10 protein-coding genes are annotated in these 13,056 nt (G+C 40.7%); 3 read left to right on the forward strand and 7 right to left on the reverse strand.

What is annotated here, in order from left to right; genetic code table 11:
* Positions 1-51: 51 nt before the first annotated feature.
* Both J3455_RS15585 and J3455_RS15590 read left to right on the forward strand, forming a co-directional pair.
* Complete coding sequence (locus J3455_RS15585; protein WP_349562017.1) at positions 52-2,721, forward strand: bifunctional acetate--CoA ligase family protein/GNAT family N-acetyltransferase; 2,670 nt, start codon at positions 52-54, stop codon at positions 2,719-2,721.
* A gap of 16 nt (positions 2,722-2,737) precedes the next feature.
* Positions 2,738-3,685 (forward strand): ion transporter, encoded by a 948-nt coding sequence (locus J3455_RS15590; protein WP_306173845.1) that lies wholly within the window; start codon positions 2,738-2,740, stop codon positions 3,683-3,685.
* Positions 3,686-3,708: 23 nt separating this feature from the next.
* Here J3455_RS15590 and J3455_RS15595 read toward each other — a convergent pair whose 3' ends face one another.
* The 3 genes from J3455_RS15595 to J3455_RS15605 are packed head-to-tail and all read right to left on the reverse strand — an operon-like array spanning position 3,709 to position 8,857.
* Positions 3,709-8,214: an EAL domain-containing protein gene (locus J3455_RS15595; protein WP_250661686.1), complete on the reverse strand. Its 4,506-nt coding sequence runs from the start codon at positions 8,212-8,214 to the stop codon at positions 3,709-3,711.
* 15 nt (positions 8,215-8,229) lie between these two features.
* Positions 8,230-8,655: a GNAT family N-acetyltransferase gene (locus J3455_RS15600; RefSeq protein WP_250661685.1), complete on the reverse strand. Its 426-nt coding sequence runs from the start codon at positions 8,653-8,655 to the stop codon at positions 8,230-8,232.
* A 1-nt stretch (position 8,656) separates the two neighbouring features.
* Positions 8,657-8,857 (reverse strand): DUF3283 family protein, encoded by a 201-nt coding sequence (locus J3455_RS15605; RefSeq protein WP_130049656.1) that lies wholly within the window; start codon positions 8,855-8,857, stop codon positions 8,657-8,659.
* A gap of 153 nt (positions 8,858-9,010) precedes the next feature.
* On the opposite strand from J3455_RS15605, the gene J3455_RS15610 reads away from it, so the two are divergent.
* Entirely contained in the window at positions 9,011-9,712 is a 702-nt protein-coding gene (locus J3455_RS15610) for a transporter substrate-binding domain-containing protein (RefSeq protein ID WP_349562018.1), read from the forward strand.
* On the opposite strand, the gene J3455_RS15615 is transcribed toward J3455_RS15610, so the two are convergent.
* The 4 genes from J3455_RS15615 to zntR form a co-directional block, all read right to left on the reverse strand.
* Complete coding sequence (locus J3455_RS15615; protein ID WP_178926609.1) at positions 9,709-9,954, reverse strand: DUF1289 domain-containing protein; 246 nt, start codon at positions 9,952-9,954, stop codon at positions 9,709-9,711. The genes J3455_RS15610 and J3455_RS15615 overlap by 4 nt on opposite strands.
* Positions 9,955-10,053: 99 nt before the next feature.
* Positions 10,054-11,184 (reverse strand): 1-acyl-sn-glycerol-3-phosphate acyltransferase, encoded by a 1,131-nt coding sequence (locus J3455_RS15620; RefSeq protein WP_167658200.1) that lies wholly within the window; start codon positions 11,182-11,184, stop codon positions 10,054-10,056.
* 155 nt (positions 11,185-11,339) lie between these two features.
* Positions 11,340-12,620: an SO_0444 family Cu/Zn efflux transporter gene (locus tag J3455_RS15625; RefSeq protein ID WP_349562019.1), complete on the reverse strand. Its 1,281-nt coding sequence runs from the start codon at positions 12,618-12,620 to the stop codon at positions 11,340-11,342.
* The gene (gene zntR / locus J3455_RS15630; protein ID WP_130052199.1) at positions 12,604-13,017 is read right to left on the reverse strand and encodes a Zn(2+)-responsive transcriptional regulator; all 414 of its coding nucleotides are present in this window, start codon (positions 13,015-13,017) and stop codon (positions 12,604-12,606) included. Before zntR ends, J3455_RS15625 begins: the two co-directional genes overlap by 17 nt.
* Positions 13,018-13,056 lie beyond the last annotated feature (39 nt).

Below are 13,056 nucleotides of genomic sequence, written 5' to 3' on the forward strand. Positions count from 1 at the left end.
AACTTAACAGACCCTGAAGTTTTAACAAACAGCGCAAGCGAAGGAAACAGCATGAGCGTTAAACGTATTAGCCATTTTTTTAATCCTAAATCGGTCGCGGTCATTGGCGCCTCAAATTCCCCTAATCGAGCGGGTTTTGTGGTGATGCGCAATTTGCTACAAGGGGGCTTTAAAGGCCCGATCATGCCGGTTAGTTTAAATCACAGCGCTGTACACGGGGTATTAGCCTATCCAAGCATTGCTGCACTGCCAAAAGTACCCGACCTTGCCGTTATTTGTACTAACAAAAATACCTTAATCAACATCATTAATGAACTTGGTGAGCTTGGCTGTAAACATGCGGTGGTGATTGCTGCGGGTTTAAATGTAGAACAAAAACAAGCATTAAAAGAGGCTGCAACTCAAGCAAATGTGTCTTTACTAGGACCTAACTGCTTAGGCTTACTCATTCCTCATATCGGCTTAAATGCCAGTTTTTCACATACGATTGCCAGTCCAGGAAAACTCGCCTTTGTATCCCAATCAGCTGCCGTTTGTTCAACAATCCTTGATTGGGCCAAAAATAAAGAGATTGGCTTTTCATATTTTGTGTCTGTCGGTGACTGCCTTGATATCGACTTTGATGAGTTACTCGACTTTTTAGGCCGAGATGCAAAAACCAAAGCTATCTTGTTGTATATCGATAATATTGAAGATATTCGTAGCTTTATTTCCGCAGCTAGAGCCGCTGCGTTTAGTAAACCCGTCATTGCCATTAAAACCGGTAAAACCAGTGCGGGCGCTCTTGCTGCAGAGATCCATACTGGTGGCAAGCAAAGCTCAGATGCAGTCTATGATGCGCTATTCCAGCGAGCAGGTATGCTAAGGGTAAACGACTTACGTGAGCTTTTTGCTGCTACACAAACACTGGCAATGCACCCAAAATTACTAAAAGTCGAACAACTGACTATCTTAACAAATGGTGGCGGCCCAGGTGTCATGGCAGTGGATACGCTATTACAGAGCTCAGGAAAACTAGCTGAGCTTAGCGACGAGACCAGAGCGGCGCTTAATAAAGTGATCCCGCAATCAGAGATGACCTCGAATCCGGTGGATATTTTTGGTGACTCAGCACCAAGGCGCTATCAACAAGCCTTAGAAATTTTGCTGCAAGCCAAAGAAGTCAAAAACCTGCTGATCATTCATACCCCTTCTGCGCTTGCACCGAGTGAAGACTATGCTGAGATTATTGTCGAAACCTTAGAAAAAATCCCGAAGATGGCTCGCCCTTATGTTATGACAAACTTTATGGGTGAAGATGCTGCGTATGCCGCACGTAAAGTCTGCGCTAATAATGCCATTCCAACTTACCGTACACCTGAAGGTGCGGTTGGTGCGTTTATGCACTTGGTAAGTTATCGCCGTAACCAAAAGCATTTAACGCAAACGCCAGAATCAAACACCGATGATGCAAAAATAAATAAAGACGCAGCACGCACAGTCGTAAATGAGTTTTTAGCCGAAGAGCAAAGCTATTTATCAACCCATGAAGCAAGCCAAATACTCACTCATTATGGTATTGATTGTATTCAAACTGAAGTTGCTTACACACCAACCGAAGCCAAAGAACAAGCCATAGAGCTGGGCTTTCCGGTAGCGTTAAAACTAATTAGCCCAAGTATTCCCTCTAAATCAGAAGTCGGTGGTGTTGTCCTTAACTTAAATGATGCGCAAGAAGTTGAGCAAACAGCTTTTGCCATGCTGCTACGAATCAAAAACACCTACCCTGATGCCCATATTGAAGGCTTTTCATTGCAAAAGATGGCGCCACGAGCAGGTGCTAATGAGCTGCGTATCGCTATTAAAACAGAGCCTAACTTTGGCCCAGTAATTTTACTGGGCGAAGCAGGCACCGGACTTGAATTCGCTCAAGCTGCAGTGGCACTACCACCACTGAATATGAACTTGGCAAAATACCTGATTGCTGCAGCGCACGATAAAGGCGTACTTAAAGATCGCGTACTACCAGAAAAAGTCGATAAGTATCGCTTATGCGCCTTGCTAACACGTATCTCGCAGCTTGTAATCGATCAACCTGATATCACCAGTGTCGAACTAAATCCTATTTTAGCCAGCAATGGACAATTTTTAGTACTTGATGCGACAATTGGCCTGAGCCGTTATAAAGCAAAAGCAAATCGTAAACGTTTGTGTATTCGCCCCTACCCTATTGAACTGGTTAAAGAAGTTACTCTTAAAAATAACACTCAAGCACAATTAAGACCTATAAAACCTGAAGATGAACAAGCACATTTAGAGTTTGATCAGTCACTGAGTAAAGAAGACAGATATAAGCGCTTTTTTGGTGAGTTACCGCAATTTAATCATGATCAGCTGGCAAAAATGACGCAAATTGATTATGACCGAGAAATGGCATTTATTGTCAGTCAAGAGCAAAACGGCTCAGCCTGCACACTAGGGGTTTCTCGGGTGTTGATGGATCCTGACAAGCTAGATGCAGAGTTTGCAATTGTGGTGCGCTCTGACTGCCAAGGTTTAGGGCTCGGTACAATACTAATGAATGCCGCGATTGAGCATTGTAAAAACCAAGGCATTAAACAAATTGCCGGGATCACCCTGCCGGAAAACACTGGCATGATTGAGCTGGCACGAAAACTAGGGTTTAAGATCACCCGCGATTTTGAAGAAGGCAGCATTAATATGGTGCTAAAACTAAACTAATAAATGGATCATTATTTTGCAGCGGTTAAGAAATTACACAGCGCGCGTTTTTGAAGGCAACGGCAAGTATCGGCGTATTGGTCGTACACTTGACGTGTTCTTAATGTCACTGATCATGATCAATGTAGTGGCGATTGTTTTAGAGTCGGTCGGCCCTTTAGCAAAACAATATCATCACGAATTTTTAATGATTGAGCTGATTTCTGTCGGTATTTTCACCTTAGAGTATGTACTTAGACTTTGGTGTTGTGTAGATAAAAGCGCACATAAAGAAAGCCCGTTAACAAACTCAAAAATTCGTATTAAGTATTTCTTTTCGCCTATGGCGCTGATTGATCTCATTGCCATTTTACCCACCATTTTAATGGTGTTTGTGAGTGTTGATTTACGTTTCTTACGAGTACTTAGGTTGATGCGGATCTTTAAGCTCACTCGTTATTCACGCGCCATGCAACTACTTTTAAACTCATTTAAAGAAGAAAGCAGTTCCTTGCTTGCGGCATTTTTTATAATGGCTGTGGTGCTGATCATCGCTTCATGTGGTATTTATTTAATTGAACATGATGTTCAGCCCGATAAATTTGGCTCTATCCCTGCAGCAATGTGGTGGGCAATGGTCACACTAACAACCGTTGGTTATGGCGATGTCGTGCCTGTGACCCCCCTTGGTCGCTTATTTGGTGGCGCTATTACACTCGTTAGTATGGGCATGGTGGCAATTCCAACCGGTTTGTTAGCTTCGAGTTTTTCTGAGCAGCTACGAAAACGTAGACAAGTTTTTACCGATGCGGTACACGAAGCTATTGAAGATGGCCATCTTTCACCCGTTGAAGAGGAACACTTAGAAAACTTGCGTTATAAACTAGGGTTAAGTCAGCAAGAGGCGAACAAAGCGATTCATAACGAACTGAAAAACCGTAATCGTAGCCTTTATTGCCGCCATTGCGGAAAGCGCCAAGATTAACTAAAAGGGTAAAGCGTTTAGCTTTACCCTAAAAACTCATCGCTCCACTGTGTATCTAAAAGCGCTTTCACTTCGTCTCCCGCCACAGGTTTGCTGAACAAATAACCTTGGAAATACTCACACCCTAAAGAACGTAAGAATTGTAACTGGGTGCGATTTTCAACTCCTTCAGCTACACACTCTTTACCTAAACTTTTTGCAAGGGTAAGTGTTGAGTTAATGATAGCCTCATCGCCTTTATCAACTCCGATGTCATTAACAAAGCTCTTGTCTATTTTCAGTACATCGACCGGGAAACGTTTTAAATAGGTCAGTGAGGCATAGCCCGTACCAAAGTCATCCATATAAATACGACAACCTAGCGCTTTGAGCTTTTCCATACTTTGCTGCGCTTTATCCGAATCATGCATCATAACTGATTCGGTGATTTCAAAAACTAATGCACTCGCAGGTACATTAATTGCGCTTATTGATTGATGTATTTTTTCAACCAGATTTTCGCTTTCAAAATCAAGGGCGGAGAGATTAATTGAAATATATAAATCAGGATGCGTAGTACGCCACTGGCGCAATTCAATCAATGCTCTTGATAGAGTTTGCAACATAATTTTGGTAATAAGCCCTGAACTTTCTGCGGCATTAGCAAAGTCTTCAGGTTTATATTCATCATTACTCGGCCAACGTAGAAGCACTTCAAGCCCTGCAACTTGGCAAGTTTCTGCGCTTACTATTGGCTGATAAAAATTACAAAACTCGTGCTCTTGGTAAGCTTTACTTAACTGAGATTCTAAATGCAAAGTGCGCTGCACTTGTAAATTCATTTCTTGCTTATAGAACTGATAACATCCTTCAACATGACTTTTCGCGTGATAAAGTGCCACATTAGCTGCTTTTAGTAACGCTTTTGTGTCTTTTGCATCATCTGGGTAAACAGCAACACCGACGCTAAGGTTTACTTTTACCGCTTGTTGGCTCAGTTCAATATGTGTATCAACACAATCCATTACTTTAGCGCATAGTAATAGTAATTCATCCAGCTGTTTAAAATCTTCAGCAAGGATCACAAACTCATCACCATCGAAACGTGCCACACTATCTTGCGGGCGAAGTACATGCTTTAAGCGCTTAGCAACTCGCTTGATTAGTTCATCTGATTCTTCGCGCCCAAGTGAATCATTAAAATGCTTAAAGCGCTTAATATTAACGTTTAATAACGCCACTTTTGTTTGATGATAATCAGCCTGTTCAATAGCGTGGACCACCCGATCATTAAACAAGGTTTTATTAGGTAGGCCGGTTAAAGCATCATAATTAGCGAGTAAATGTAGCTCACTTTCAGCCAGCTTTTGCGCGCTAATATCAGTAACAATAATCACATAGCTATCAAGTTGGCGGTTATTACCTGCTACTGCACTTATTTTTATCAATACTTGGCGCTTTTCACCGCTCGCAACTGAAACTACATCTTCTGCAGAGAAGTGCTCACCAGATTTAAGCTTTTGCATAATGCGCAAGTAATGAATTCGTGTAGGAATTGGCATCCCTAAGGTTAACGAGCGACTAGAACGCGGCTCAGCCGGAAAACCAAATGCATCTTGAAAGGATTTATTGGTAGCTCGAATACGTAAGTTTTTATCTAAGATAAATACCCAGTCTCGTGTTTGTTCGAATGCCGCACCAAACAAGCGAGCATTTTCCTCAAATACTAACTCACGAGTCATATTCGTATAAGTGCCAGCTACTTTTTCAGGAGCATTGCCTTGCCATTCAACCACTTTGCCAAAGTCTTTATACCAACGCCAATTACCATCGGCATGACGCAGCCTGTAAGTACAATTGAAATAACCTTTTTGAGTCGATAAAAACTCTAACCACTCTAAACGGAAGGTTTGTTTATCATGTGGGTGAATCTTTGCTAAATAATCATCTAAGTTTACGCTATCGGTCTCATAGCCGAGCTCATTTTTAAGACGTGGTTGATAAATAATTGGGCTTTGCGATGACCAATCCCATACACCTGAATGACTACCTTCAAGAGCGAGCTTTAATCGCGCTTCACTCTCTTTACTTTCTTTATGAGCTGCTAGCAATATTTGTTGCATTCGATTACGTCTAAATATCCAAGCAGCTACAAATAGTGCAACCAGAATCACATATAAAATAATGAAGTGTGGTGCGCGCCAAAGTGGGTATTTTACTTCGATATTCAAAATAGCGGGCGGCGTTAAATCTCCCGTTAATGGATCTTTAGCCCAAACTTTAAGATGGTATTTTCCTGCGCTGAGTTTAGGGAATAACACACGGTTGTTATTTCGTGTGTACGTTTTTTGGCCATCCCCAAGCTGATATTCATAAATAATACGCTCTTGATAATTGAATGCCATTGCCGAAAACGCAACTTCTAATCCTATATCATCATGCTCAAGGACAACACTGTCGATTGGCTGTTTTAACTCAGCGGGTAAATCACGAGACATCAAATCAAGATTAGTGATATTAACGTGATCAATTAAAGCTTGCTGATAGTGGTTATCCATTGGATAAAAGTAAGTAAATCCTTTTAACGTACCATAGACAATTTGCCCTGATTCAAGTTTAGTAAATGCACCACTATTAAACTCGGTTGAGAATAACCCCTCTGAGCCAGTAAACTGTTGAAAGTGCAGATTATTTGGATTTAGTCGCCATAATCCTTTGTGGCTACTCATCCATATCATGCCCGCTTCATCAAGTACCATATCGTAAAGCAATGTACCTAACTTATTCTTTTCTAAATCAATTGTGTAAATATGTTCATAAGTATCGGCATCTAAACCAATCAAACCAAAATTCGATAATGATAACCACAGTACATTGTTGTTATCTATGATGTATGACATCACATTCACAGCCACATTTTCGTGTTGCTCTGGGACTGTATAAATCGTGGTTAGTTCGTATGTGTTAGGATCTACTTGATAGAGAATACCTGCATTATAAAATAGAGGTGCCTCTGGGTTTGATGATAATGCAGGCAAAAAACCGTAAGCTAAGAACGGCTCAAACTCATCAAATTTACCGCCTAACCGGGTGACTTTTTGGCTATCAATATTATAAACAAACATGCCGTAATCAGGATGAACATAGTAAAGGTCACCCGATGGCATCAACAATATGCCATGAACCCAATCATTAATTAAAACCTGTTTCTCTGGATCTGCCGCTTTTACTGGTGTTGCCTGCCCTGTTTTCGGATCAAAACTTAAAACGCCTCGATTGGTATGTAACCATAGCTTATCTTTATAGGGCATTACTTGGTAGATACTAAACTCAGTTGTAATAAGATCGACTTGATAATCCTTTAAGAAAACCTCGCTTTCGTAAGTTTCTAAATCAACCGCTGTTAAACCATTATGCGTAGCAAGCCAAAGGCGATTTTGAAACTCTGTAATACTCCAAATTGAATGATGAGATAATCCATCACCCTTTAATGTATTGGCTGTAACATTGATAAAGTTGTAGTTATCATAAGATTGGTAAAAGGCACCGTCATTTTTGGTTGCTAGCCACATCCCACCAGAACGGTCTTTCACTATATCAATAATGCTGGTATCAGCTAGAGTATAGCCACTTTCTTTTAAGCGCATATTCTTAACTAACTCGCCAGTTTCTAGGTTATATTCAAATAAGCCCTTATCAGTGCCTAAGGTAACTGAGTTAGCCTCTGGAATAATCTTCCAAATATTCAAATCACTGATCAGTGATTTATTTTTAAAGGCGATGTCAGGAGTATCAAACATGGCTTGCAAATTACTAATATCTACCTGATATAGTCCTCTCACAGCCCCAACTAACAAAGTATTGTTGTTTATCACCGAGAATGACTTCACATAGTTTTGGTAGATGTGGCTTGGCTCATTTTGCAAATGTTCTAACTTACGGACCTTGCCAGATGCAAGTTCATAAACATAAGCGCCATTGCTAGTGCCCATAAAGATAAAACCTTGATACGCGTAAAGTTCACGTATAACACTGCTTTTTACCCGCTCAGGAATTTCAAAAATAGAGGTGATTTTTTTCGTTTCTAAGTCTAGCTTGGCAAAATCCCAACCACGCCCTAGCCATAGTGTTTTGTCATCAACAGCCACCATGCTAAACACTGACTCAATAAAAATTTGCTCTTCAGTGGTCGGTTTAGCAATAAACTGCTGATAAGTGTCGGAGGTGGGATCATAACGGAATAAACCCGCTTGCAGGGAAGCTATCCAGATATAACCTTGCGGGTCTTGGTAAATACGGTCAATGATTGAGTCTTCAAGTTCACCATTAGGGCCTTTGATATGCACAACCTGATAACCATCGTAACGATTGAGGCCCCCTTCAGTCGATAACCATAAGTATCCACTATTATCGATGAGCATGGTGTTAACATAACTTTGTGATAAGCCTTCACTTGTTGATAAACGTTTTACCTGGGAAAAGGCTGAATGGCTAAACAAGCCACAAGTCAAAATAAAAAATAACGCTATACTGGAGAAGAACTTAGTCATTGACGTTCCAAATTGCTAACTTGGCACTGTGTCACGCGTAAAGTGCATCGCAACTACTTTTCGATGCGCATATACCTCAAACAACGATTGCAAAGAATTGGGTAATGTTAATGCATAGTTAAACCCATTTTGTAGATAAAGATCAATCAGATTTTGGTACACGAAGGTAAAAACGGTTCCTTTTTGTGCATCAGTTACAGTAGTAAGCAATTGTGAGGCTATCTTTTGACCCCGCCACATTTCATCAACATAAAGAGTAGACAAAAACAATTGTCCTGATTGGTCTTGAACCCGGCAGGCAGCAATTATTTCTAACTCTTTGTAAACAACCCACACCTGATCCGCTTTGGTCGCTCGACCACGGGCATTGTTTTTGTCATAAAATTTATTTACTAAGGGCGTTTTAATCGGCTCAAGTAAACAAAATCTGAAGTCTGCCATGTTAGCTCATTAGCGAAAGGTAATGCTCAAATTGCTGCTTAAGAAAAGCTTGCTCAGAGATAGGGCGATTGTTTATTGCAGTATAGACGCCCTCACGCGTGTTTTTTCCGCGCTTTATTTGATAGGCCCAAAAAGACGCTTCGTAATCCAATTGAATTTGATATTTTTGCTCTCGCGGCAATTTACATAAATTGAAACTCATACTTTCTCAGCAATAAATTTTTTGATTTAACAAGTATAACAAAATTAGACCGCTTTAATCGCTTTTATTAGGCTAAAAAGACCACGACAAACTTGATTTTGGAGGCACATATAAGTAGATTAACGAGCAATTTATGTACGCAAGGAATGCACGTTGTCGAAGTATCTTAATTACGGATTTGCCTTATTTTTGCTGCTTTTTTGCTTCTTAAGTAACGCCAGCACAAACTTACTGATTTTTAATCGTCCTGCCGATACACCACAAGCTCGCTATGTTATTGATTTAATGAAAATGGCTTATAAGGAAATAGGTTATGAGGTCCATATTATCGATTTCAATCATCAAAATGCTTTAGTGGCCGCTAACCAAGGTGTGCTCGATGGACAGTTAGGTCGCATTGCTGATGTTAAGGATAATTATCCTAATTTATTGAAAGTCGATTATCCGCTTTTTGATTTTAATTTAGTGCTGCTGAAAAATTGCCAGCAATGTCAATACGAAGAGCTCAAGTCTTTAGCAATTCAATCAAGCTACCCAGCTGCACAGAGTTATATCGAACGTCACCCATTTAATGGTGATGTTATCAAAGTCAGAAATGTCACTGCTCAGCTTAATTTACTAACACAAAAACGTGTTGAAGGGACAATATTGCTAGACTTTTTACTGTCAACTAAGCACCCAAACTTTAATCAAACAGCCTTTCATAAACAAGTGTTAATGCCAATGCAGAGCTATCACTTTGTTCACAAACGCCATAAAGCAATAATTCCACAACTGACCAGGGTGCTCAAAAAGCTTGATGAAAACGGTACGGTGCACTTTCTAAAATCAAAATACCACCTCACTGAATTTTAAAAATCAAAACCACCTTGCTCAGGGTTTGTTTGCTGCTGTTGTGCTTGCTGTTTTTTCTGAAGGTAACGTTTGTAACGCTGTTGGCATAAGCTAATCACTTTACGCTTTTCCGCGTTAGTAAACTTATTCCAATAAAAACGCTCATCCCGACTGCGATAGCAGCCTTTACAATAGCCTCGGTTATTAACTTGGCATATCCCTTTGCAAGGACTTGGAATTTCAAATATTTCAATTTGTTGCATCACAAATGCCGGTTAATAAAGAATATTAAAAGTATAGCCTGAAAATTAACCATAAAAAAAGCCACTTTAAAAAGTGGCCTCTTAAACTAACTGTATCGCTTACTCAGACTCGCTTGTAGCAAGTTCTGCTTTACGATGAAATGGTTTTGCATACATCGCTAATACAAGAGGTTTTAACTCTTCTGGCACTTTCGCCATGCGCTCATTAAAGGCAGCGGCATCTTCTTCATCAATTATAGCTTGCGTGCAACCACCCGCTATATAGTTACCTGGGTGTAAGAAAAACGAATCAACTATTTGCTGATCAATCGTTTTTGCAAGCTCCTCAGGCGATTCACAGCCCGACTCAATTGGCTCGCCAAACGCTAAATGTACATGTCCTTTGGCTGTACTAAAGCCTTCAACAATACTGGCAATGTCTTCACCCTGCTGTTTAACATACTGACCATGTTGCTGTTTATGATAAAGCTCTTTCGCTTTAGCAATCGCACATGGCTCGTATTGATAAGAGATAGACACAGGTACAATTTTTAGTTCGCGTACGTACTCAGCAAATTCTTTCTTCTGCTTACGACCTTGTAACTGCAACATTTTAAGTAAGGCTGGATCTGTTTGATCAAAACCGTCTTTTGCTCGGCCTTCTTTTTGCGCTATCCAAATTGAGTGGCCTTCAGCGAGTGAGTCATAGATATAAGCAGACAGCTGCGACAGCGCTTTTAGCATCTCTTTGGGTGCTTTCGCTGAACGCTTCACAATAAAGCTCTTATTTAAACGCATTAACTCAGTGATATAAGGGATTTGCAGTAAATTATCACCAATTGCGATGCGCACTGTCGGCATATTGTGCTTAAACAAGCCCCAATTCACCAGCGCAGGATCAAGCACGATATCGCGGTGATTAGAGATAAATAAGTAGGCTTGTTTTGGATCTAGTTTATCTATGCCAGAAAACGTCACTTCTGAAGTCGTACGGGTAATTAATTTATTTAAATAATCAGCCACTTCATGCTGAACTTGCTCAACCGATGAGGTGTTACCCCATTTTTTACGCAGTTGGCTGCGTACCAATGGACGAGTAAGAAATGGGAAGTTCGATAAAAAGCGCGGTAGGTTATACTTAGCGATTACATCTACAAAGGCATTATCAGCAATCAAACGCGCTACTGAATCAGCTACTTCATCATCATTGTAAGGTCTTATGTCGGCGTATTTATCCACACTTTCACTCATTAAAAACTACTTAAGTTAAAAAACGGCACGCGATGCGTGCCGTTAAAAATAATTGGCGGATTATAACTCAGACAATTTTAAATGCGAACCGAGACGCGATAGTTAACCAACTTAAATCCCAATCAATGTAAAAAAAATATTTTTATAACAAATAATTAAGTAATGCTCTTACCAGTTTGAGACGACTTTTTAAATACCATTTTGAGGACCAATCTAAGCATTAAAATCGCCAATACAATACCCGCTGCAAGACTTAACCAATGAGGTAAAACTTCATGCTCTTCGCCCATCATAGGCGCAACCACAAAACCATACTGCGCCACTAAATAATCGGTTAAAAAGCCAAATGCTAGCGCCGTTCCAATTACCCCTAATAGGTAGGCAAATACTGCTCGCTTGCCAAGCTCTTTTCCAACCACACCAAGCGTTGCAATATTAGTTGCTGGCCCAGCTAACATAAACACGAGCACCGCACCGGGGGACACACCACTGAGTAATAAGCCTGCCGCAATAGGTGTCGATGCAGTCGCACAGATGTACATAGGAATACTGATTAAAATGACCACCAGCATCGCAAGGATGCCATTACCCCACTGGCTTAAATAAGATTCTGGTACATAAGTTTGTACTAGAGCAGCAAAGAATAAACCGATCATTAACCAGATCATGGTGTCTTCAAGCAGCTTGTTACAACTAAAACTCACCGCGCGTTTCAGTTTGCTAAAACGACTTTCAACGGTTTTAGTTGAGTGCTCACTGCTACAACAGCTTTTCTGCGAAGGTGCTTCTTTTTCTGTTGAGCAACTGTGTTGCTGACCCTGTGTTGGTTGCAGTTCCTTGCTACTACAACAACTTGTTTTTTTAACAGGCTCAGGTTCTTTAAGCGTTTGCTTATTACAACAACTTTGCGCGGGCTTAACAGGTGCCTCTTTGCTGCAACAGCTTGATGCGGTCATAGGCTCTGGTTGTTTACTGCTACAACAAGAGTCTGTTTTAGTGCTTTCTTTATTTGGTATTGTGCTTTGCTGTTGATGAAGTTCACTGTCTTTACCTACTAAAACACCTGCCACAATCGCACTGCATACGGCTGCAATAGGGCGAATCACCGCCATAAATGGACCTAATAACACATAAGATACGGAGACCGAATCGACCCCAGTTTCAGGAGTTGATACCAAAAATGCTGTGGTGGCACTTTTTGACGCCCCCGCTCTTCTTAAACCAATTGCCGCAGGGATTACGCCACATGAACACAGTGGCATTGGGGCACCAATAAAGGCCGCTTTCACTGTGGTCCATAAGCCTTCTTTGCCTAAATGGCGATTAAGAAAGTTGGCAGGCAAATACACATTTAAAAGACCTGCGATGAATAAGCCTAGCATTAACCAAGGTGCTGAGAGTAAAAACAGGTGCCAAAAATTAATGAGTAAGTCCATCGATATCCTCCAGCGTCGTTAGTATCGAACAGTTTTCAGCAGGTTCTTCACCGCCACAACATTTATCTGCCAATAATGAAAGTGAGTCATAAAAGCGAGTAAGCTCTGCAATTCTTTGTGCAACGAGATCACGTTTTTGTAACGTCATCTCTTTAACTTCATGGCAAGAGTGCTGATCTTTATGAAATTTAATCTGAAGTAGCTCTTTAATCTCAGCCAAACTAAAGCCAACATTCTTTGCTCTGAGAATAAAAGCCATTTGCTTATAATCATCCTCAGAGTAAAAACGATATCCTACGTCTGAACGCGAACTTGGCGTTAACAAACCATGCTTTTCGTAGTACCTTAGCGTATCTGTTGAGACACCCAACTGACGGGCAAACTCACCTATTTTCATCACCGTCTCCATTGTGAAGCGTTTATTTATTATGCTCAC

Source organism: Pseudoalteromonas sp. NFXS39 (genome assembly GCF_040148775.1).
GTDB lineage: Bacteria > Pseudomonadota > Gammaproteobacteria > Enterobacterales > Alteromonadaceae > Pseudoalteromonas > Pseudoalteromonas apostichopi.